Origin of the sequence: Nocardioides aquaticus, from assembly GCF_018459925.1 — a bacterium.
Classification (GTDB): domain Bacteria; phylum Actinomycetota; class Actinomycetes; order Propionibacteriales; family Nocardioidaceae; genus Nocardioides; species Nocardioides aquaticus.
Window position 1 is genome coordinate 1 of the sequence record NZ_CP075371.1, and the last position, 22,784, is coordinate 22,784.

The following is a 22,784-nucleotide window of genomic DNA, read 5'->3' on the forward strand; positions in this document are numbered from 1 at the left end:
CAGCTTGTGGACAATGCTGTGGAAGGACGAGGGCCCCCACCGGACGGGACGGGCCGCAGGGCTCGCAGGAGCCCGACCGCAGACCAGGAGGGACGCGACGTGCAGCAAGGACCCGAGGACCTCGAGAGGGCCTGGCGACAGGTCGTCGAGGACGTCGCGCCGGAGAAGCAGGCCTGGCTGCGCAGCAGCGCGCTGGCCACGGTGCACGAGAACACCGCGATCATCGAGGTGCCGAACGAGTTCACCCGCACCCGGCTCGAGGGCCGCCAGCGCGGCCAGCTCGAGGACGCGCTCACCGAGCTCCTCGGGCGCGAGATGCGGATCGCGGTGACGGTCAACCCCGCGCTCGAGCGCACCGACGCGGACGTGGCCACCGAGTCGGGCCCCGGCTCGCGGGGCGTCGAGCACGCCGCCCGACGCGACCCCCGGGACCGGGACCACGACGATGACGAGTCGATGCGTCGACCCATCGACATGTCGACATATCGATCCGCCGGGGCCCGCGGCCTCGAGGCGCACGACGGTCTCGGCGGTCCCCCCGTCGACGGGCTCGACCAGGGGGCGCCCTCACGACCCACCCCCGGTGGCGCCTCGCTGGGCTCCTCCGACGGTGCCGCCCGCGCGGCCGAGACCCGGCTCAACCCCAAGTACGTCTTCGAGACCTTCGTCATCGGCTCCTCGAACCGCTTCCCCCACGCCGCGGCCGTGGCCGTCGCCGAGGCGCCCGGCAAGGCGTACAACCCGCTCCTGGTCTACGGCGACTCGGGGCTGGGCAAGACCCACCTGCTCCACGCCATCGGCAACTACGTCCGCAGCCTCTACACCGGCTCGAAGGTGCGCTACGTCTCCAGCGAGGAGTTCACCAACGAGTTCATCAACGCGATCCGTGACGACCGGCAGGACCGCTTCAAGCGGCGCTACCGCGACGTCGACGTACTGCTGATCGACGACATCCAGTTCCTGGAGGGCAAGACCCAGACCCAGGAGGAGTTCTTCCACACTTTCAACACCCTCCACAACGCCAACAAGCAGATCGTGCTGACCTCCGACCGCGCCCCCAAGCGGCTCGAGGCGCTCGAGGACCGGCTGCGCAACCGCTTCGAGTGGGGCCTGATCACCGACGTCCAGCCGCCCGACCTCGAGACGCGGATCGCGATCCTGCGCAAGAAGGCGGCGATGGACCGGCTCACCGCGCCGCCGGACGTGCTGGAGTTCATCGCCTCCAAGATCCAGACCAACATCCGTGAGCTGGAGGGTGCGCTGATCCGGGTCACCGCCTTCGCCAACCTGAACCGGCAGGACGTCGACATGACGCTGGCCGAGATCGTGCTGAAGGACCTGATCCCCGAGGGCGGCGAGCCCGAGATCACCGCGCCGCTGATCATCGCGCAGACCTCGGCGTACTTCTCGCTGAGCATCGAGGAGCTCACCGGCCCGAGCCGTGGGCGGCACCTGGTGATGGCGCGCCAGATCGCGATGTACCTGTGCCGCGAGCTCACCGACCTCTCCCTGCCCAAGATCGGCGCCCAGTTCGGCAACCGCGACCACACGACGGTGATGTACGCCGACCGCAAGATCAACCAGCTGCTCGCCGAGCGCCGCCAGGTCTTCAACCAGGTCAGCGAGCTCACCAACCGGGTCAAGCTGCAGGCGCGCCAGCAGGGGTCCTGAGCCGGCGAACTACACGGCTGCAAGATGTGCAGCCGTGTCGTCCGAACCGGGGAGGGCCCCGGGAGAGGCTGTGGACACCCCGTGGTCGTGCCTCCACGACCGGGCCGGACCCACAGGCCGACGTGGTCCACCGGGGTCGCGGTGCACAGGCCCTGTGGACGACGATTGCGGCGTGCGACCTGCGACGACGTCGTTCCTCCACAGACTCCACCGCTCCTACTACGACCACTCACCTAGAGGGGGTCGGATGAACGGTGAACTCGGGAACGACGTCCTTCCTGTGGATGAGTCCCCCGCCGGCACCGGGCACGGAGCGGCGAGGTCGGGCACGCGCCTCGTCCTCCTCGCAGCGACGTGGCAGGATCGCGTCTCCCACGTCCGGCTGCTCCCGGCCGGCGTGCCCACGACTCCTCGACCCGAAGGACCGCCACTGTGAAGTTCCGTGTCGAACGCGACGTCTTCGCCGACGCCGTCGCCTGGGCGGCGCGGAGCCTCCCGGTGCGGCCGAGCGTCCCGGTCCTCGCCGGTCTGCTGATCACCGCCGGGGACGAGGGCCTGGTGCTGTCGAGCTTCGACTACGAGACCTCCGCCCGGGCCAACCTCAACGCCGACGTCAGCGAGGACGGCACCGTCCTGGTCAGCGGCCGGCTGCTCGCCGACATCTGCCGCAGCCTGCCCGCCAAGCCGGTCGAGGTCGCCCTGGACGGCTCCCGCGTCTCGCTGACCTGCGGCTCCGCGCGGTTCAGCCTGCAGACGATGCCGGTCGAGGACTACCCGGCCATCCCGGACATGCCGACCGCCACCGGCACCGTCGGCAGCGACGTCTTCGCCCACGCCGTCGCCCAGGCCGTCACCGCCGCCGGTCGCGACGACATGCTGCCGGTGCTCACCGGTGTCCGCCTCGAGATCGACGGCAGCACGATGTCGCTGCTGGCCACCGACCGGTTCCGGCTCTCCCAGCGTGAGCTCGACTGGTCCCCGCGCACCCCCGACGAGACCGTGGCGGCGCTGGTGCCGGCGAAGGTCCTGGCCGACACCGCCAAGTCGCTCACCGCCGGCAGCGAGGTGACCATCGCGCTGTCCTCCGGCGGCGCGGGCGAGGGACTCATCGGGTTCGAGGGCAACGCCCCCGGCGGGGTGCGCCGGACGACGACGCGCCTGCTCGACGGCGAGTTCCCCAAGGTCCGCAGCCTGTTCCCGAGCGAGAAGCTGACCGTCGCCTCGGTCGACAAGGCCTCGCTGATCGAGTCGGTCAAGCGCGTCGCCCTCGTCGCCGAGCGCAACACCGCGGTGCAGATGGCCTTCTCCGACGGCACCCTGACCCTCGACGCGGGCACGGGCGACGAGGCCCAGGCCTCGGAGTCGATCGAGGCCGCCATCCGGGGCGACGACCTGACCACCGGGTTCAACCCGCAGTTCCTGCTCGACGGCCTCGGTGCCATCGACCAGCCCACCGTCGAGCTCGCCTTCACCCAGGCGGCCAAGCCCGTGGTGATCTCGGGCTCGGTCGAGGACGGCGCACCGGACCCCGGCTTCCGCTACCTGCTGATGCCGCGCCGGCTGCTGTCCTGACCGGCCGACCCACGCCCGTACCCGACCGCAGGGGGACCCCAGTGAGCGACACCATGACCATCGGACTCGTCGGCCTCGGCAAGATGGGCGGCAACATGCGTACCCGCATGCGCAACGCCGGCCTCACCGTCGTGGGCTACGACCGCAACCCCGAGGTCGCCGACGTCGGCAGCCTCGAGGAGCTGGTCGCGCAGCTGCCCTCGCCCCGGGTGGTCTGGGTGATGGTGCCCTCGGGCGAGCCCACCCGCGCCACGGTCACCGCGCTGGCCGACCTGCTCGCCGACGGCGACCTGGTCGTCGACGGCGGCAACTCGCGGTGGACCGACGACGAGGACCACGCCGCGATCCTGCGCGAGCGCGGTGTCGGGTTCGTCGACTGCGGCGTGTCCGGCGGGGTCTGGGGCCTGGAGAACGGGTACGCCCTGATGTGCGGCGGCTCGGTCGAGGACGTGGCGCTGGTGCAGCCGGCGTTCGACGCCCTGCGTCCCGAGGGCGACTCGGGCTTCGTCCACGCCGGTCCCCGGCCCGGCGCCGGCCACTTCTCCAAGATGGTCCACAACGGCATCGAGTACGCCATGATGCAGGCCTACGCCGAGGGGTTCGAGCTGCTCGAGGCCGCCGACATGGTCGACAACGTGGTGGACGTGCTCGACTCCTGGCGCGGCGGAACGGTGGTCCGGTCCTGGCTGCTCGACCTGCTCGTCGCGGCCCTGCGTGACGACACCCACCTCGACGGCATCGCCGGCTGGGCCGACGACTCGGGCGAGGGTCGGTGGACCGTGGAGGCCGCGATCGACCACGCCGTCCCGGTCCCCGCGATCGCGGCGTCCCTCTTCGCCCGGTTCTCCTCCCGCCAGGACGACAGCCCGGCGATGAAGGCGGTCGCTGCGATGCGCAACCAGTTCGGCGGACACGCCACCCACACCGAGCCGCCGTCCGGCGGCTCCGCCGGCTGAACCGCTCCTAGACTGGCCCGGTCGTCCCGTCCGGGCGCGGCGCGGGAGGAGGACGCACCAGGTGTACGTCTCCCACCTGTCCCTGCACGACTTCCGCTCCTGGCCGAGCGCCGAGATCGCGCTCGACCCGGGCGTCACCGCCTTCACCGGCCGCAACGGCCAGGGCAAGACCAACCTGGTCGAGGCCGTCGACTACCTCTCGCGGCTCAGCTCGCACCGGGTCGCCACCGACGCGCCGCTGGTCCGTGCGGGCTGCGACCGGGCGGTGGTGCGCGCCTCGGTCGTGCGCGAGGGGCGGACGGCGCTGCTCGAGGTCGAGCTCGTCCCCGGCAAGGCCAACCGGGCGCGGGTCAACCGGTCCCCGCTGCCGCGCACCCGTGACCTGGTCGGGCTGGTGCGCACCGTCGTCTTCGCCCCCGACGACCTCGCCCTGGTCAAGGGCGACCCCGGCGAGCGGCGGCGGTTCCTCGACGACCTGCTGGTCCTGCGCGCGCCGCGGCTGGCCGGGGTCCGCGCCGACTACGACCGGGTCCTGCGGCAGCGCAACACGCTGCTGAAGTCGCTGCGCCAGGCCCGCCGCGGGTCGTCGGCGGAGGGCGCGCTGGCCACGCTCGAGGTGTGGGACGACCACCTCACCCGCACCGGCGCCGAGCTGTGGGCCGAACGCGTCGCGCTGGTCACCGCGCTGGCGCCGTACGCCGGGGCCGCCTACGCCGCGGTCGCCCGCGGCGCCGTCCGTGACGACGTGGGGATGTCCTACCGCTCCGCCTGCCCGGCCCCCGATGGTCTCGACCCGGCCGCGCCCGACCTGGCGGCCCTCACCGACGCCCTGCGCGGCGAGCTCGCGGGCCGTCGCGGCGACGAGCTCGACCGCGGCGTGACGCTGGTCGGTCCGCACCGCGACGAGCTGCTGCTCACCCTCGCCGGCCCGGCCGGCCCGGCCGACCCCCTGCCGGTCAAGGGGTACGCCTCGCACGGGGAGAGCTGGTCGTTCGCGCTGGCGATGCGGCTGGCGTCCTACGACCTGCTGCGCGCGGACGGCGACGACCCGATCCTGGTGCTCGACGACGTGTTCGCCGAGCTCGACGCGCAGCGCCGCTCCCAGCTCGCCGAGCTCGTCGCGGGCGCCGAGCAGGTGCTGGTCACCGCGGCGGTGCCCGAGGACGTGCCGGCGGCGCTGGCGGGGGTGCGGTTCGCCGTCGCGGACGGCGCCGTGACGAGGGTCGACGACGATGGCTGACCCCGACGGCGAGGCACCCGCCGAGGAGGTCCCGGCGGCGACCCCGGGGGCGGCGGAGCCGACCGCCGAGGAGCCGCACCGCGACGACGGGCTCGACCTCGCGCGCACGATCGCCCGGGCCACGGTCGGCACGACCGGTCCCGCCCGGCGTCGCCGGGGCAAGGACGCGACGACCCGCGACGCCGCGGCCGCGGCCGCGGCCCGGTCCGGGCGACGTCGCAGCAGCGGCGCGCACCCCGACGACCGGGACCCGCAGCTGCTCGGCAGCAGCCTGTCCCGGCTGGTCGCCGACCACGGGTGGGAGCTCGACCTGCGCATCCGCAGCCTGTTCGCGCGGTGGGAGGAGCTGGTCGGCGCCGAGGTCGCCGAGCACAGCACGCCCGAGTCCTTCGCCGAGGGTCGCCTGGTGGTGCGCGCCCACTCCACCGCCTGGGGCACCCAGTTACGGCTGCTGGCCCCGACGCTGCTGCGCCGGTTGGCCGAGGAGGTCGGCGACGGGGTCGTCACGGTGATCGACGTGCTCGGGCCGCACGCCCCGGGCTGGACCCGGGGGCGTCTGTCGACCCGCGACTCCCGCGGTCCCCGCGACACCTACGGCTGAGGGATCCCCGGCGTCCGGCGTGGGTGCCGCGACGCCCGGCGGCCCGGGCACCAGGAGCCCCCTGTGAGCCCTTCGTGGCCCTCGCTGGCGTATCCGCCCCCGGCGACCCCCTGCTCGGCCCCGCAGGCAGGCTTCCCGGGGCGCCTGGGGCCCTTCCACGGCTCGCCGAGCCCTCCCGGCTGGGGACGATGCGTGGCCAGGAGCCGTACGCGCGGTATGCTGGGTCCGTTCCGGCCTCCGCCGGACCCTGCCTGTCTGACTCCAGCTCGAAGAAGGTTGTGCGTGACCGACGAGACCCCGACGCCCGACGAGATCACCGCCGCCACACCGAAGCCGGACGACCCGGGCGTGACGGCCGCCGACCCGGAGGCCGACCAGGGCTCGATCGCCTCCCGCGACCACGTCAGCGCCGACTACGACGCCTCCGCGATCCAGGTCCTCGAGGGCCTCGAGGCCGTGCGCAAGCGTCCCGGCATGTACATCGGCTCCACCGGGGTCCGCGGCCTGCACCACCTGATCTGGGAGATCGTGGACAACGCGGTCGACGAGTCGCTGGCCGGCCACTGCGACCGGATCGTGCTCACGCTCCTCGGTGACGGCGGCGTGCGGGTCGAGGACAACGGTCGCGGGATCCCCACCGACACCGCCCCCGGCCAGGAGATGCCGGCGCTGACCATGGCGCTGACCCTGCTCCACGCCGGCGGCAAGTTCGGCGGCGGCGGTTACAAGGTCTCCGGCGGCCTGCACGGCGTCGGCGTCTCGGTCGTCAACGCGCTGTCGACGCACGTCATCGCCGAGGTCAAGAACCGCGGGCACCTCTGGCGCCAGACCTTCAGCATCGGCGTGCCCGATGGCGACCTGGTCGAGGTCCGGCCGATGGAGGACGGCGAGCGGACCGGCACGACGATCACGTACTACGCCTCGCCGGACATCTTCGAGACCACCGAGTACAACCTGGAGACGATCACCGCGCGGGTGCGCGAGTACGCCTTCCTCAACAAGGGCCTCGAGATCGTCGTGCGTGACGAGCGCCCCGCGGCCGAGGAGGTCGCCGACGTGGTCGACGACGGTCTCGAGGAGGACGTCGACGCCGAGCGGCCCGACGCGATCCAGCGCGCCGCCGGCGGTGGCGTGGAGCAGGTCTTCAAGTACGACCGCGGCCTGGTCGACTACGTCGAGCACCTCAACCGGCGCAAGGAGACCGCGAACCCCACGATCATCTCCTTCGAGGCCGAGACGGCCCCGTCGGTGGAGAACCACGCCAGCCTCGAGGTGGCGATGCAGTGGAACACCTCCTACACCGAGTCGGTCCACACCTTCGCCAACACCATCAACACCCACGAGGGCGGCACCCACGAGGAGGGCTTCCGGGCGGCGCTGACCTCCCAGGTCAACCACTGGGGCGAGGAGTGGGGCCTGATCAAGAAGCGCGAGGACCGGGTCTCGGGCGACGACATCCGCGAGGGCCTCACCGCGATCATCTCGATCAAGCTGGGCAACCCGCAGTTCGAGGGCCAGACCAAGACCAAGCTCGGCAACACCGAGGCCAAGAGCTTCACCCAGCGCACCGTCAACGAGCAGCTCGGCGCCTGGCTGGAGCAGAACCCGGCCGAGGGCCGCGACATCGTCCGCAAGTCGCAGGCCGCGGCCACCGCCCGGATCGCGGCCCGCAAGGCGCGCGACCTGGCCCGCGACCGCAAGGGCCTGCTCGGCCGCTCCGGCCTGCCCGGCAAGCTCTCGGACTGCCAGTCGACGAACCCGGCCGAGTGCGAGGTCTTCATCGTCGAGGGCGACTCCGCCGGCGGCTCGGCGCGCCAGGGCCGCGACCCGCGGATCCAGGCGATCCTGCCGATCCGCGGCAAGATCCTGAACGTCGAGAAGGCCCGCATCGACAAGGTGCTGGGCAACACCGAGGTGCAGTCGATCATCTCCGCCCTGGGCACCGGCATCCAGGAGGAGTACAACGCCGAGAAGCTGCGCTACCACAAGGTCGTGCTGATGGCCGACGCCGACGTCGACGGCCACCACATCAACACCCTGCTGCTGACGCTGCTGTTCCGCTTCATGCGCCCGCTGATCGACGGCGGGTTCGTCTACATGGCCCAGCCGCCGCTCTACCGGCTGCGCTGGAACAAGCCGGCCGAGCACGAGTTCGTCTACTCCGACGCCGAGCGCGACGCGCTGCTGCGCGACGGCGCCGCGGCCGGCAAGAAGCTGCCGAAGGAGAACCCGGTCCAGCGCTACAAGGGCCTCGGCGAGATGAACGCCAAGGAGCTGTGGGAGACCACGATGGACCCGGACAACCGGCTCCTGCTCCAGGTCACCCTCGACGACGCCGCGCACGCCGACGAGATCTTCTCGATCCTGATGGGCGAGGACGTCGAGCAGCGCCGCTCCTTCATCCAGCGCAACGCCAAGGACGTCCGATTCCTCGATATCTAGGTCTCTAGCACTCACCCTAGACAGTCGTAGAAGCAACCAGAGAGAGCGATCGTGACCGAGACCCCCACCGGCGGCACCCCGACCGGATCCCGGATCGAGCCGGTCGAGCTGCAGACCTCCATGCAGCGCGCCTACATCGACTACGCCATGGCCGTCATCGTCGGCCGGGCCCTGCCCGACGTGCGCGACGGCCTGAAGCCCGTGCACCGCCGCGTGCTCTACGCCATGTACGACGGTGGCTACCGCCCCGACCGCGGCTTCTCCAAGTGCAGCCGCGTCGTCGGCGACGTGATGGGGCAGTACCACCCGCACGGCGACACCGCGATCTACGACACCCTGGTCCGCCTGGCGCAGCCCTGGGTGATGCGGGCGCCGCTGATCAACGGCCAGGGCAACTTCGGCTCGCCGGGCAACGACTCCGCCGCGGCGATGCGGTACACCGAGTGCCGGATGGCGCCGCTGGCCATGGAGATGGTGCGCGACATCGAGAAGGAGACCGTCGACTTCCAGCCCAACTACGACGGTCGCTCGCAGGAGCCCGTCGTCCTGCCGGCGCGGTTCCCGAACCTGCTGACCAACGGCTCCGCCGGCATCGCGGTCGGGATGGCCACCTCGATCCCGCCGCACAACCTGCGCGAGGTCGCCGAGGGCGCCCGCTGGGCGCTCGAGCACCCCGACGCCACCAAGCAGGAGCTGCAGGACGCGCTGATCGAGCGGATCAAGGGCCCCGACTTCCCCAACGGCGCCACCATCGTGGGCCGCCAGGGCATCGAGCAGGCCTACCGCACCGGGCGCGGCTCGATCACGCAGCGGGCGATCATCGACGTCGACGAGGACGCCAAGGGCCGTACCATGCTCGTGATCACCGAGCTGCCCTACATGGTCAACCCCGACAACCTCGCCCTGAAGATCGCCGAGCTGGCCGACTCCGGCCGGGTGCAGGGCATCGCCGACGTACGCGACGACACCTCCGACCGCACCGGTCAGCGCCTGGTGATCATCCTGCGCCGTGACGCCGTGGCCCGCGTGGTGCTCAACAACCTGCTCAAGCACACCGAGCTGCAGAGCAACTTCAGCGCCAACATGCTGGCCCTGGTCGACGGGGTGCCGCGCACCCTGTCGATCGACGCGTTCATCAGCAACTGGGTCGAGCACCAGATCGAGGTCATCCGGCGCCGCACCGAGTACCTCCTGCGCGAGGCCGAGAACCGGGCCCACATCCTGCGCGGCCTGGTCAAGGCCCTCGACATGCTCGACGAGGTGATCGCGCTGATCCGGCGCTCGCCCGAGGTCGAGGACGCGCGCGACGGCCTGATGTCGCTGCTCGAGATCGACGAGATCCAGGCCCGCGCGATCCTGGAGCTGCAGCTGCGCCGGCTCGCGGCGCTGGAGCGGCAGAAGATCATCGACGAGCTGGCCGAGATCGAGCGGACCATCGCCGACCTCGAGGACATCCTGGCCAACGTCACCCGCCAGCGCCAGATCGTGGCCGACGAGCTGGCCGAGGTCGTCGAGAAGTACGGCGACGACCGGCGTACCCAGATCGTGGCCGCCGAGGGCGACCTGTCGATGGAGGACCTGATCCCCGACGACGAGCTCGTCGTCTCCATCACCCGCGGCGGCTACGCCAAGCGCACCTCCCGCGCGCTGTACCGCACCCAGAAGCGCGGCGGCAAGGGCGTGCGGGGCGCGGCTCTGCGCGGCGACGACGTCGTCGAGCACCTGATGGCCACCACCAACCACCACTGGCTGCTGTTCTTCACCACGGCCGGACGCGTGTACCGCACCAAGGCCTACACGCTGCCCGAGGCCTCCCGGGACGCCAAGGGCGGGCACGTCGCCGGCCTGCTGTCGTTCCAGCCCGACGAGTCGATCGCGCAGGTCCTGGCGATCCGCGACTACGACCAGCTGCCGTACCTCGTGCTCGCGACCCGGCACGGCCTGGTCAAGAAGACCCGCCTGGCCGACTACAACAGCCCGCGCCAGGCCGGCATCATCGCGATCAACTTCCGCGAGGAGCACCCGACGCTGGGCCAGGACGAGCTGATCGGCGCCGAGCTGGTCAGCGCCGACGACGAGATCCTGCTGGTCTCGCGCCGCGGCCAGGCGATCCGCTTCCGCGCAGACGACGCCCAGCTGCGTCCGATGGGACGCGCCACCTCGGGCGTCTCCGGGATGAAGTTCCGCGAGGAGGACTCGCTGCTGTCCATGTCGGTCATCCGCGCCGCCCAGGTCGCGGCCGAGGAGGCCGCGGGCCTCGCCGAGGGCACGGAGGACTCGCCGGACGTGGAGGCGTCGCCCGAGGAGGTCGCGGAGGTCAAGCCGCAGTACGTCTTCACGATCACCGACGGCGGGTTCGCCAAGCGCACCCGGATCAGCGAGTACCGCACCCAGTCGCGCGGCGGCCTGGGGATCAAGGCGATGGCCCTGGCCAACGAGGACCGCGGCGGCCTCGTCGGCGCGTTCATCGTCGAGGACGGCGACGAGGTGCTCTCGATCACCGCCACCGGCCAGGTCGTGCGCAGCCCCGTCAACGACGACTTCCGCGCCACCGGCCGCTCCACCATGGGGGTCCGGTTCGTGACCACCAAGTCCGGCGACAGCGTCGCCGTCGTGGCCCGCTCCGTCGAGGCCAAGGTCGAGGCCACGGTGGAGGGCGAGGTCGAGGGCGAGGGCGAGGTGGCCGGCGAGTCGTCCGATTCGCCCGCGGCTGACATGATCGAGACGACCGGGGCGGCCGACGACGCCGCAGAGGTCGCCGGCGACCAGGGCGGCGACGACGCCGGGGAGGACACCTGAGATGAGTGACGGATCGGGCCGCAGCGCCGGCACACGCGCCGACGGGCCGGGCGACGACGCCACCCGCAAGGTCCCCATCACCCCGGCGGCGACGCCGTCCGGGGGTGCGGGGAGGACGAAGGGCACCGGGAGCACGGCCGCCGAGGCCAAGGGCGGCGTCTCCGACGACACCGCGTCGCGACCGCCGCTGATCGAGCGGATCCAGGCCAAGCTGGCCTCGGCCACCGAGGAGCACCGGGCCAACGCGTCGGCGAAGTCGGAGCACACCACCTCGACGAGCAGCCAGGTCAAGACCGGCGGCGGGAGCCGTACGCCCCGACGGGCGCGGCTCCGGCTGACCCGGATCGACCCGTGGACGGTCATGAAGACCTCGTTCCTGCTGGCCATCGCGTTCGGCGTGGTGACCGTGGTCGCGGTGGCGATGATCTGGTCGGTGCTCGACGCCGCGGGGGTCTGGGACTCGATCAACACCACGATCCAGGAGAGCGTCGGCGGACCCGACACCGCCGACCTCGACGTGGAGAACTACATCGGCACCTCCCGCGTGCTGGGCTTCACCGTGGTCGTCGCGGCGATCGACGTCGTGCTGATCACGGCGATCGCCACGCTGACCGCGTTCCTCTACAACATGTCCGCGGCGCTGCTCGGCGGCGTCGAGGTCACCCTGTCGGAGGACCAGAACTGATCGCCGCCGCACCCCTTCCGACCTGCGAACTCAGGTCGGCGGAGCCCGTTTTGTCGGGCTCCGCGGGGGTGGGGTAGTGTCACCCCTCGGCCGCAGGTCGGCCATGTCGGCCGCGGCCGGAGCGGGCCTATAGCTCAGACGGTTAGAGCGCTTCCCTGATAAGGAAGAGGTCACAGGTTCAAGTCCTGTTAGGCCCACCAGCACCATCCCCGCAGCCCGGACCAGCCCCACCACCGTTGGAGAGACCATGAAGAAGGTCGTCCTCGCCGTGCTGGCCGCCGCCGGCGCCGTCGTCGTCAAGCGCCGGTTCGACGACGGTCGGGCCGAGCAGGCGCTCTGGGCCGAGGCCACCGACCCGGTCGAGCGGACCTGAGCGGCCACCACCACCCGTACGACCCGCACCACCGGCCGCACCCGCGGCCGACCCGGGGCCTTGGCGCAATTGGTAGCGCACCTGCTTTGCAAGCAGGGGGTTAGGGGTTCGAGTCCCCTAGGCTCCACCGAGAGAAACCGCAGGTCAGCCTGCGGTTTCTTACCATTTCCGGGCTAACCCCCTGCTGATTCTCTGCTCGCTATGGGGGACTGGCGGGGGAATGGGCCTAGCTGATGCAGGGGTTCCCGAATCTGCCTGACGGCCATGAGCCAAGATGACGTCATGCCGATCCCGGACGACGTGTGGAACGACCTCATCGAGATGCAGCCGGGAGAGATGAAGAACAGAGGTCCGCTCGCGTCCAGGTGGCGCGACGAGGCGGTCGAGCAGCTCCTTACGTCTGGACACCTCGTTGCGGACGGTGGCCGCGTTACGCGCACGAAGGTGTCACTAGACGCGGAGGCCCTTTGGGAGGTTCTGCCGGAGGACGGGTCCACGATGGGCAACCAGAGGGCCCGCACCGAACTCGGGTGGAGGGACGAACGTCGGTACGAGAATGCCAAGGCCATCTTGCTCGCCACGAGCGAGATTGCTGTGGGCCGCGGGCGGGGAGGCTCGATCAAGCGGATCACGGACCCCAGCGGCTCGCTCGAGCAGGTGCCGAACTCGCCCGCACCTACATCCCGGGCAGCGGTGCCGCCGGAGGTTGAGAGCCGTGCTGACGTGCAGGCCCCCGTCGACGAAGAACGTCGGGTGACGAGGGCGCCCGCGAGCACAGAAACGGAACGGGCGGAGCTGCACAAGACCATCTGGCGGATCGCTAACAATCTTCGCGGCAGTGTCGACGGATGGGACTTCAAGACATATGTCCTCGGGATGCTCTTCTACCGTTTCATCTCCGAGAACCTGACGGTCTACCTCAACGAGCAGGAGCGGCTGGCAGGTAACGAAGGCTTCGACTACCGCAACCTGGCACGTGCTGACGCGGAGGTTGGCCGTGACGAGACGGTCAAGGAGAAGGGCTTCTACATCCTCCCGGAGGATCTGTTCGCTAATGTCCGCGCCAAGGCCAGGCACGACGAGAACCTCAACGAGACCCTGAGCCGTGTCTTCAAGAACATCGAGGGCTCGGCCGTCGGCGCGACCTCCGAGGATGACATCAAGGGTCTCTTCGACGACCTCGACGTCAACAGCAGCAAGCTCGGCCCCACGGTGGCCAAGCGCAACGAGAAGCTCGTCAAGCTCCTCGACGCCATCGGCGACCTCCCGCTCGGTGGTGCCTTCAGGGAGAACAATAACGACCTGTTCGGCGACGCCTACGAGTACCTCATGCAGATGTACGCGTCCGCGGCCGGCAAGTCCGGTGGTGAGTACTACACGCCTCAGGAGGTTGCGGAGCTCCTGGCCAGGATCACCGTCGTCGGCAAGACCGAGGTCAATAAGGTCTACGACCCGGCCTGCGGCTCGGGCTCGATGCTGCTGAAGTACGAGAAGGTCCTCGGACACGGCAAGGTGCGGCAAGGCTACTTCGGCCAGGAGGTCAACCTGACCACCTACAACCTGTGCCGGATCAACATGTTCCTGCACGACATCCCGTACGAGAAGTTCGAGATCGCACACGGCGACACCCTGATCGATCCGGCCCATTGGGACGACGAGCCGTTCGAGGCGATCGTGTCCAACCCGCCCTACTCGATCAAATGGGAGGGCGACGCGAACCCGCTACTTATCAACGACCCGCGATACGCACCAGCCGGAGTCCTCGCGCCCAAGTCCAGGGCGGACCTCGCGTTCACCATGCACATCCTGAGCTGGCTTGCCGTCAACGGTACTGCTGCAATTGTCGAGTTCCCCGGAGTGCTATATCGCGGAGGAGCTGAGCAGAAGATCCGCAAATGGCTCGTAGACAACAACTACGTCGACACCGTCATCCAGCTCCCGCCGGACCTCTTCTTCGGCACGACGATTGCGACCTGCGTTCTCGTGCTCAAGAAGTCCAAGCCTGACAACACGATCCTCTTCATCGACGCCTCGGCGGAGTTCACACGCCAGGGCAACAAGAACAGACTCACTGCCGACCACCAGGAGTCGATCCTCGAGGCCTTCAGCAAGCGGGACGACGTCCCCTACTTCGCCAAGCTCGTCGATCATGAGGTCATTGCCGACAACGGCTACAACATCGCGGTCAGTTCGTACGTCGAAGCCGAGGACACTAGCGTCGCGGTCGACATCCGTACTCTGAACGCTGAGATCGCCCGCATCGTCGTGAGCCAGTCGACGCTCCGCGCGAAAATCGACGCAATCGTTGCTGACTTGGGGGAGAGTCGTGAGCGAGGACGAGGAGGCGGCGCGCGACTCTCTGACCACAGCCGTGGAGAGTTCGGTTGAGCGGTTCCTCGATGGGCACCTTTCGCCAGAAGAGGAGCGGCACGCCCGGAACATCGGGCGCATGTGCTTGGAGTTCGCGTGCCTCGAGGAAGAAATCGGCGAGCTCGTGGTGTCTCGAGGCGGCGGATCCCCAGATCGGGAGGCCTACATGGAGAGGGTCAAGACCGGTAAAGGCGTCCTCTCGGCCATTGCCGAGGTGGCCACAGGTGACCTGAGCGACCTCAAGGAGCGTTACAACGCTTTCAAGGCAGAGCGTGATCGCTACGCTCATGCGTCCCTGGGGGCGGTCCTCCAGGAGGAGCAGACGGAGGATGGCCGGAGGATCCTCCACCTCAAGACAGATCTGCAAAAGCATCCGAGAGGCGATCGCCACCCGAGCGGTCGGGTGTCGTCGCTGCCAACTGACGAGGATACGGACGCGCTCATCCGCGACATGCGTTCGCTTCGGATGAGGCTAATGAACGAACGGATGCGCGCCACGGTCGAACGGGCCACAAAGAACATTGCCACGCAGATGCACGAGATGGTTAGCCGCAGTCTCCCGCCCATGCGTGAGCGCATGACCGACATGGTTCGGCGGATCGTCCCGTGAGCCGTATCGTCGACCTTATCGCTGAGCACTGCCCGGAAGGTGTCGAGTTCAAGGCGCTCGGCGAGGTTGGCGAGTTCATTAGAGGCAACGGCCTTCAGAAGAAGGACTTCGTCGCCGCGGGCTTCCCGTGTATCCACTACGGGCAGGTGTTCACAACCTATGGGACGGCCACGAGTACAACGAAAAGCTTCGTGACCCCTGAGTTGGCGATGCGCCTACGACGAGCCAAACCGGGCGATCTCGTCATCGCTACTACCAGCGAGAACGACGCGGACGTCTGCAAGGCCGTTGCGTGGCTCGGGGACACAGAAGTGGCAATCAGTGGCGACTCCTATATCTACTCGCACAGCCTGGACCCCCTCTATGCCGCCTTCTTCCTCCAAACGAGTGACTTCCGATCTCAGAAGATGCGATTCATCACGGGAACGAAGCTCAAGAGGGTCTCCAGTAGGCACCTTGCACGGATCAAGATCCCCGTGCCGCCCTTGGTGATCCAGCGCGAGATCGGCAAAGCCCTCCAAGAATTCGGAAGGCTGAGAGCCGAACTCGTTGTCGAGCTTGAAGCCGAACTTCGATACCGCTCTCGCCAGTTCTCGTATTACCGCGACTCCCTTCTCGCAGGGGGGGAGGCGGAGAGCGATCGTTGGGCAACAGTGGGCGAGTTGTATGAGTCGTCGTCCGGTCTTTCGAAAAGCGCGGATCAGTTCGGGTTCGGTCAACCGTTTCTGTCGTTCAGAACAGTGTTCAACAACCCCATCGTTCCCTCTGAACTTCGCAACCTCGTCAACTCGACAGAGTCGGAACAAGCCCGCTACTCGATCAACGCGGGCGACGTCTTCGTTACGCGAACGAGCGAAGATATTGAAGGTCTCGGCATGAGTTGCGCTGCGCTCAGGGGTTACCCCAAGGCTACTTTCAACGGCTTCACTAAACGACTCCGTCCCAGAGAGCCCGATGTCATTGATGCGCAATTCGCCGCATACTTCTTCCGCTCTTCACTCTTCAGAAGACAGATCGCCCGTATGGCTGTCCTGTCCACGCGGGTCAGTCTGAACGACGACATCCTGCTGAGGATCCGTATCCCCGTTCCCCCGGTGGAAGAACAGCAGCGGATCGTCGCGATCCTCAACAAATTCGATGCGCTCGTGAGCGACTTGTCACGAGCGCTGCCAGCTGAGGTGGCCGCTCGCCGACAGCAGTATGAGTACTACAGGGACAAGCTGCTCACGTTCGAGGAAGCAGCGTGACCGAGTTCCCCGAGCTCGGCGTTGCGGGCAGTGCCACCCACTTCGAGCCGATCTCGGTCAGTGACGAGAGCACGGTCGTCGCAGAGTTCCCGCCCGAGGATTCGAAGGAGAGCGGCTACCAGAGCGAGGCCGAACTGGAAGCTGCGTTCGTCAAGCTGCTCCAGGGGCAGGCCTACGAGTACCTACCGATCGTCAACGCTTCCGCGCTGGAGACCAACCTTCGCGCCCAACTCGAAACGCTGAATAAGTTCGAGTTCACCGACCCTGAGTGGCAGCGGTTCTTCAACGAGTCCGTCGCGGGCAAGAACGACGGGATCGTCGAGAAGACGGCCCGCATCCAGGAAGACCACATCCAGGTCCTCAAGCGCGACGACGGCACGGCCAAGAACATCTACCTGATCGACAAGACGAGCATCCACAACAACCGGCTCCAGGTCATCAATCAGTACGAGGTCGAGGGCCGAGCATCAGGTGTTCAGCGCTCGAACCGCTACGACGTCACCGTCCTCGTCAACGGGCTGCCGATGGTGCACATCGAGCTCAAGCGCCGCGGGGTCGACATCCGGGAGGCCTTCAACCAGATCAACCGCTACCAGCGGGAGAGCTTCTGGGCCGACTCCGGCCTGTTCCAGTACGTCCAGCTCTTTGTCATCAGCAATGGCACCCTGACGAAGTACTACTCCAACACCACCCGCGAGCGACACGTCAGCGAGACGGTCGGTAGCAAGCGCGGCAGGAAGCAGTCGTCCAACACGTTCGAGTTCACGAGCTGGTGGGCCGACGCGAGCAACCGGGCGATCGCCGACCTGACCGGGTTCACCAAGACGTTCTTCGCCAAACACACCCTGCTCAACATCCTGACGAAGTACTGCGTGTTCGATGTCGACCGCAACCTGCTGGTGATGCGTCCGTATCAGATCGTCGCGGCCGAGCGGATCCTTCAACGCATCGAGACCTCCACCAACTACAAGAAGCTCGGCACCATCGGAGCCGGCGGCTACGTGTGGCACACCACCGGGTCCGGGAAGACGCTCACCAGCTTCAAGGCCGCCCAGCTGGCGAGCAAGCTGACCAGCGTCGACAAGGTACTTTTCGTCGTCGACCGCAAGGACCTCGACTACCAAACCCAGCGCGAGTACGACCGCTTCGAGAAGGGCGCGGTCGACGGCACCACCAACACCGCGCACCTCAAGCGAAGGCTCGAGGATCCGACGTCGCGGATCATCGTCACGACGATCCAGAAGCTCGCCAGGTTCGTGAGCTATGAGCGAGGACACGACGTGTTCGGCTCGCATGTAGTGGTGATCTTTGATGAGTGCCATCGCAGCCAGTTCGGCGACATGCACATGGCCATCACGAACGTCTTCCGCCGCTACAACCTGTTCGGCTTCACGGGCACGCCGATCTTTGCCGAGAACGCTGGGGCAAGCGGGAACCCGCAGTTACGCACCACCGAGCAGGCATTTGGCGACAAGCTCCATACGTACACGATCGTCGATGCGATCAGTGACAAGAACGTACTGCCGTTCCGCATCGACTACGTCAACACACTGAAGCTCCCGGCGGCCCTGACCGACAAGCAGGTTGCCGCGATCAACACCGACGCAGCTCTGCTGAGTCCGGAGCGGGTCGGAGCGGTGACGTCGTACGTCCTCGACCACTTCGATCAGAAGACCCGCCGCAACTCGGCCTACCGGCTGGGGGAGAAGCGCGTCGCCGGGTTCAACTCGGTGTTCGCGACCGCGTCCATCGACGCAGCGAAGCGCTACTACAAGGCGTTCAAGGAAGCGCAGCGCGAGCGGGAGGAGACGGTCCCGGGATACCAGCCCCTCAAGGTCGGACTGATCTTCAGCTACGCCGCCAACGAGGACCTCGACGGCGGCATGCTGGGGGAAGAGGAGTTCGAGACCAGCGACCTCGATTCCAGCTCCCGCGACTTCCTCGAAGGCGCGATCCAGGACTACAACGTCATGTTTGGCACGAGCTTCGACACGTCGGCCGACCGGTTCCAGAACTATTACAAGGACCTGTCGCAGCGTCTCAAGAACCGTGAACTCGACCTCGCGATCGTCGTCAACATGTTCCTCACTGGCTTCGACGCCACGACCCTGAACACCCTGTGGGTCGACAAGAACCTCCGCCAGCACGGCCTGATCCAGGCCTACTCGCGGACCAACCGGATACTCAACTCGATCAAGACCTACGGCAACATCGTCAGTTTCCGCGACTTGGAGCAGGCCACCAACGACGCGCTGTCGCTCTTCGGCAACAAGGACGCCAAGGGCATCGTCCTGCTCAAGCCCTACGCCGACTATTACGCCGAATACTCCAGGCTCGTCGCCGACCTCACGACCTTGTTCCCGCTCGGCCAGCCGATCGTCGGCGAGGCTGCGCAGAAGGCGTTCATCACGCTCTTCGGCGCCATCCTCCGGCTACGCAACATCCTGGTCTCCTTCGACGACTTCGTCGGCCACGAGATCCTCAGCGAACGCGACTTCCAGGACTACCGAAGCATTTACCTCAACCTGTACGCCGACTTCCGCGGCCAGGACGCGGTCGAGAAGGAGTCGATCAACGACGACGTGGTCTTCGAGATCGAGCTCATCAAGCAGGTCGAGGTCAACGTCGACTACATCCTGCTGCTGGTCGAGCAGTGGCGTGAAGCCCGAGGCAACGGCTCCGACGTCGAGATGGCCGCGCTGATGAACATCCAGCGCGCCATCGACTCCAGCATCACCCTGCGCAACAAGCGCGACCTCATTCTTGCCTTCGTCGACTCCGTCAACGTCAGCGCGGACACTGGCGAAGACTGGCGCCGCTTCGTTGATGCCAAGATGGCTGAGGAGCTCGAAGGGCTGATTGTCGCGGAGGCGCTCAAGCCTGATGAGACCCGCGCGTTTGTCGCCGACGCCTTTCGCGACGGCGCCATCCCCACCGCCGGAACTGCTGTTACCAAGATCCTGCCGCCCGTCTCCAGGTTCGCGGCCGGGAACGACCACGCACTCAAAAAACAGACCGTTCTCGACAAGCTCGCCGCCTTCTTCGACCGGTATGCAGGACTCTCGTGACCCGGGCCGGCGTGCCGTGAGCATCGCTGCGTGCGAAAAGGTCTGACGGCGACTCGCACCTCTAGAAACGTGTCTGTCCTACCCGGGAGTGCAGAACTACCGCCCAGTCAACGTCGAGCCCCTCGCCCATCCGCCCGATGACTTGAAGCGCAGTTGCTCCGGCCAACCACCCGCTGCCCTTGACGAACTTTGACGAGGACCGACGAGTCACGAAACCGTTGGACTCAGCAGCAGTTCGAAGCCTCCAGACCGAGCGGCACGCATGCTACGAAGGTCCGTAGATCGGTCCGCCCATGGGGCGGGCCGTGAGTCATTTCAAGGCTAAGTGACGACGGCTGACGGGCGGTGACGAGGGCGATGCGTGGTGGGGTCAAGTTCTACCGCGGCTCCGCGTCCGCAGCGCGCTCGTACGTAGAGGCGGACCGCTCACGGGTCGACGACTACTACCTCGCGGAGGGCACGGGCGTTGCCGAGCGGTATGTGGCCAGGACATCTCCCGCCGAGGGGGGACGCGGTGTTTTCGCAGTTCAGGGCGGGGGACGCTAGACGGTGACGCGTACGAGCGGTGGGTCGCCGGGTACGACGTCGAGACTGAGAGGCCGAAGGGCCGGTTGCGCCAGGACGCTCGGGGGCTTCGGTTCGTAGAGGTCGTGGTCAACGGGCCGAAGACCTGGTCGCTGGCTGCGGCGCTTCATCCCGACGTCGCTGCGGCGTACGACGCGGCGATGGATCGCGCGGCCGGCGAGGTGATCGGGTGGGTGGCTGAACATGCCACCACGCGGGTCGGGCCGCGGGGCCGGCAGGTGCAGGTGCCGGTAAAGAGGCTCGAGGCGGCCGTGGTCCGGCACTACACCTCCCGAGCCGGCGACCCGCACCGGCATCTCCACGTGCAGATCAACGCCCGCGTCTTCGCGCAGGGGACATGGCGAGGACTGCACTCGGTCGGTGTCGTCGACAGCATCGAGGCGCTCAACGGGATCGGTCACGCCGCGGTGATGTGCGACCCCGAGTTCCGAGCCGCGCTCGCGGCACGCGGCTACAGCCTCGACGCTAACGGCGAGATTCAGCAGCTCGCGCCGTACGCCGGCGGGTTCAGCCAGCGCGCGGCGCAGATCAACCGCCATGTCGACCGGTACGAGGCCGCTTGGCGTGCCGAGCACCCTAGCCAGGAGCCCGGGCCGCGACTGCGCCGCACCTGGGACCGCCGGGCGTGGGCCGACGCGCGACCCGACAAGGTCGTGCCCCGCAGCGGCGCCGACCTCGTCGCCGCGTGGAATGAGGAGCTGCGCGACCTCGGCTTCACCCCACCAACCAGCCCGGTGAACGACGCCGGCGTCCCGGTCGGCCGGCTCAACCGGGATGTGGCCGCCGACCTGGTGCTCACCCGGCTCGGCGCGAAGCGGTCGGCGTGGAACGCAGCCGACATACGCGGCGAGGTCGAACGACTGATCGCCTCCGTCGACGTGATCGCCGAGCGACCGGTGCGGCACGAGCTAGTTGAGGACATCGCCGACCGCGCTTTGACGCGGTGTGTGCCGCTGCTGGACCGCGACGACGTCCCCGAGCACGTCCGCAGCCTGACATCGCAACGGGTCCTGGGCGTCGAGGCCGACCTGGTCGACAGCTTGGCTGCACGCTCCGCCCGGTCGGTCACTAACGCGGTGCGGCTCCGCGGCATCGACCACCTCGACCCCGCGCAACGAGATGTGGTCGCGGCGCTCGCCGGCGACGCCGAGCTGCTCGTCATCGAGGGCGCCGCCGGCACCGGCAAGACCACCACCCTGGCGGCCGCCCGCGACGTGCTCGACGACGCAGACCGTCGACTCGTGGTCGTCACCCCCACGCTCAAGGCAGCCCAAGCAGCGCAGCAGCAGGTCGGCACCGACGCCTTCTCCGCCGCCTGGCTGATCCACCAACACGGCTACCGCTGGGACGAGGACGGCCACTGGTCACAGACCGACGCCGCGCCAGAGGCACGCGCACGGCTGCTGCCCGGCGACGTCCTCCTCGTCGACGAGGCCGGCATGCTCGACCAGGACACCGCCCGCGCGCTGCTCGCCATCGCCGACCAAGCCCACGCAGCCGTCGCGCTCCTCGGCGACCGACACCAGCTCCCGGCCGTCGGCCGCGGCGGCGTCCTAGACCTCGCCGCACGCTGGGCGCCACCTGAGGCGCACCACGAGCTCGAGTCGGTCCACCGGTTCAGCGATCGTGCGTACGCCGAACTCAGCCTCCTCATGCGAACCGGTGAGCGGTCTGGTGAGGTCTTCGACGCCCTCCTCGAACGCGGCCAGGTCGTCATCCACGCCAGCGAGGTCGGACGCACCGCAGCTCTGGCCGCCATCGGCGCCCGCGCCGCCGACGGTGACCAGCTCGTCATCGCCGACACCCGCGACCAGGTCGCCGCGCTCAACGCAGCCATCCGCGACCGCCGCCACGAGGAGCGCGCACCATCCGGTGAGCAAGATGGTGAGCGCGGTCGTGGAGATGTTGTTGGGCCGATCACGGCCCGGGGTGAGCGGATCGGTCTCGGCGACCGGGTCGCCACCCGACGCAACGACCGCGACCTCGAAGTCGCCAACCGCGACACCTGGACCGTGGCCGGCATCGGCGACGACGGCAGCCTCCTGATCACCGGCCGCCACGGCCAACGGACCTTGCCCGCCGGCTACGTCCACGACCACGTCGAGCTCGCCTTCACCACCACCGCCTACGGAGCACAAGGCGATACCAGCGACTGCGCACACCTCGCACTCGGCGAGACCACCGGCGCCGCCTCGGCCTACGTCGCCATGACCCGCGGCCGCCACCACAACATCGTCCATCTCGTCGCCGAGTCCCTCGACGAGGCCCGCAGCCAATGGGTCGACGTCTTCCACCGCGACCGCGCCGACCTCGGCCCCAGCCACGCTGTTCAGCGAGCCGCCGACGACATCGACCGGTACGGGCCGAACGCTCAGCCGACCAATGCTGGAACGCGGCCGGTGCCGAGCAGCGGCCCACGTCGCCCACCGCCATCGCTGCCGGCTCCTCCATCCAGCTCCCGCGGGATCGGCCGCTGACCACCTTCCTCGCGCCGAGTGATCGCCCGCAGCAGCCCGGAGGACCTAGGTGACCAGGAGAGGCCCGGGTCTCGACAACAGCGGCCAT

At 68.4% G+C, this 22,784-nt stretch carries 14 protein-coding genes and 2 tRNA genes; all 16 read left to right on the forward strand.

What is annotated here, in order from left to right; all coding sequences use genetic code 11:
* Positions 1–99 precede the first annotated feature (99 nt).
* The 16 genes from dnaA (at position 100) to mobF (ending at position 22,696) form a co-directional block, all read left to right on the forward strand.
* Positions 100–1,671, forward strand: a complete 1,572-nt coding sequence (gene dnaA, locus ENKNEFLB_RS00005) for a chromosomal replication initiator protein DnaA (protein ID WP_246535746.1) — start codon at positions 100–102, stop codon at positions 1,669–1,671.
* A 432-nt stretch (positions 1,672–2,103) separates the two neighbouring features.
* On the forward strand, positions 2,104–3,243 hold the full coding sequence (gene dnaN / locus ENKNEFLB_RS00010; RefSeq protein WP_214057334.1) for a DNA polymerase III subunit beta: 1,140 nt from the start codon (positions 2,104–2,106) through the stop codon (positions 3,241–3,243).
* A gap of 53 nt (positions 3,244–3,296) precedes the next feature.
* Entirely contained in the window at positions 3,297–4,199 is a 903-nt protein-coding gene (gnd, locus tag ENKNEFLB_RS00015) for a phosphogluconate dehydrogenase (NAD(+)-dependent, decarboxylating) (RefSeq protein WP_214059234.1), read from the forward strand.
* 61 nt (positions 4,200–4,260) lie between these two features.
* Positions 4,261–5,439, forward strand: coding sequence for a DNA replication/repair protein RecF (recF, locus tag ENKNEFLB_RS00020; RefSeq protein WP_214057335.1), 1,179 nt, complete (start codon positions 4,261–4,263; stop codon positions 5,437–5,439).
* A complete protein-coding gene (locus ENKNEFLB_RS00025; protein WP_214057336.1) occupies positions 5,432–6,040 on the forward strand; it encodes a DciA family protein in 609 nt (202 codons plus the stop codon). Before recF ends, ENKNEFLB_RS00025 begins: the two co-directional genes overlap by 8 nt.
* 282 nt (positions 6,041–6,322) lie before the next feature.
* The gene (locus tag ENKNEFLB_RS00030; RefSeq protein ID WP_420830519.1) at positions 6,323–8,482 is read left to right on the forward strand and encodes a DNA topoisomerase subunit B; all 2,160 of its coding nucleotides are present in this window, start codon (positions 6,323–6,325) and stop codon (positions 8,480–8,482) included.
* A 120-nt stretch (positions 8,483–8,602) separates the two neighbouring features.
* Positions 8,603–11,281, forward strand: coding sequence for a DNA gyrase subunit A (gene gyrA, locus ENKNEFLB_RS00035; RefSeq protein WP_246536062.1), 2,679 nt, complete (start codon positions 8,603–8,605; stop codon positions 11,279–11,281).
* A 1-nt stretch (position 11,282) separates the two neighbouring features.
* Positions 11,283–11,966 (forward strand): DUF3566 domain-containing protein, encoded by a 684-nt coding sequence (locus ENKNEFLB_RS00040; RefSeq protein ID WP_214057338.1) that lies wholly within the window; start codon positions 11,283–11,285, stop codon positions 11,964–11,966.
* Between the two features lie 123 nt (positions 11,967–12,089).
* Positions 12,090–12,166: transfer RNA gene (locus tag ENKNEFLB_RS00045), tRNA-Ile, on the forward strand.
* Between the two features lie 47 nt (positions 12,167–12,213).
* The gene (locus ENKNEFLB_RS00050; protein ID WP_214057339.1) at positions 12,214–12,339 is read left to right on the forward strand and encodes a DLW-39 family protein; all 126 of its coding nucleotides are present in this window, start codon (positions 12,214–12,216) and stop codon (positions 12,337–12,339) included.
* Between the two features lie 54 nt (positions 12,340–12,393).
* Positions 12,394–12,466 (forward strand) — tRNA-Ala (locus ENKNEFLB_RS00055).
* Positions 12,467–13,092: 626 nt separating this feature from the next.
* Positions 13,093–14,727: a type I restriction-modification system subunit M gene (locus ENKNEFLB_RS00060; RefSeq protein WP_214059236.1), complete on the forward strand. Its 1,635-nt coding sequence runs from the start codon at positions 13,093–13,095 to the stop codon at positions 14,725–14,727.
* Positions 14,666–15,319 (forward strand): hypothetical protein, encoded by a 654-nt coding sequence (locus ENKNEFLB_RS00065; protein WP_214057340.1) that lies wholly within the window; start codon positions 14,666–14,668, stop codon positions 15,317–15,319. The genes ENKNEFLB_RS00060 and ENKNEFLB_RS00065 overlap by 62 nt, the downstream gene beginning before the upstream one ends.
* Complete coding sequence (locus tag ENKNEFLB_RS00070; protein ID WP_214057341.1) at positions 15,316–16,566, forward strand: restriction endonuclease subunit S; 1,251 nt, start codon at positions 15,316–15,318, stop codon at positions 16,564–16,566. Before ENKNEFLB_RS00065 ends, ENKNEFLB_RS00070 begins: the two co-directional genes overlap by 4 nt.
* Entirely contained in the window at positions 16,563–19,634 is a 3,072-nt protein-coding gene (locus ENKNEFLB_RS00075) for a type I restriction endonuclease subunit R (protein ID WP_214057342.1), read from the forward strand. The genes ENKNEFLB_RS00070 and ENKNEFLB_RS00075 overlap by 4 nt, the downstream gene beginning before the upstream one ends.
* A 491-nt stretch (positions 19,635–20,125) precedes the next feature.
* Positions 20,126–22,696, forward strand: coding sequence for a MobF family relaxase (mobF, locus tag ENKNEFLB_RS00080; protein WP_246536063.1), 2,571 nt, complete (start codon positions 20,126–20,128; stop codon positions 22,694–22,696).
* Positions 22,697–22,784 lie beyond the last annotated feature (88 nt).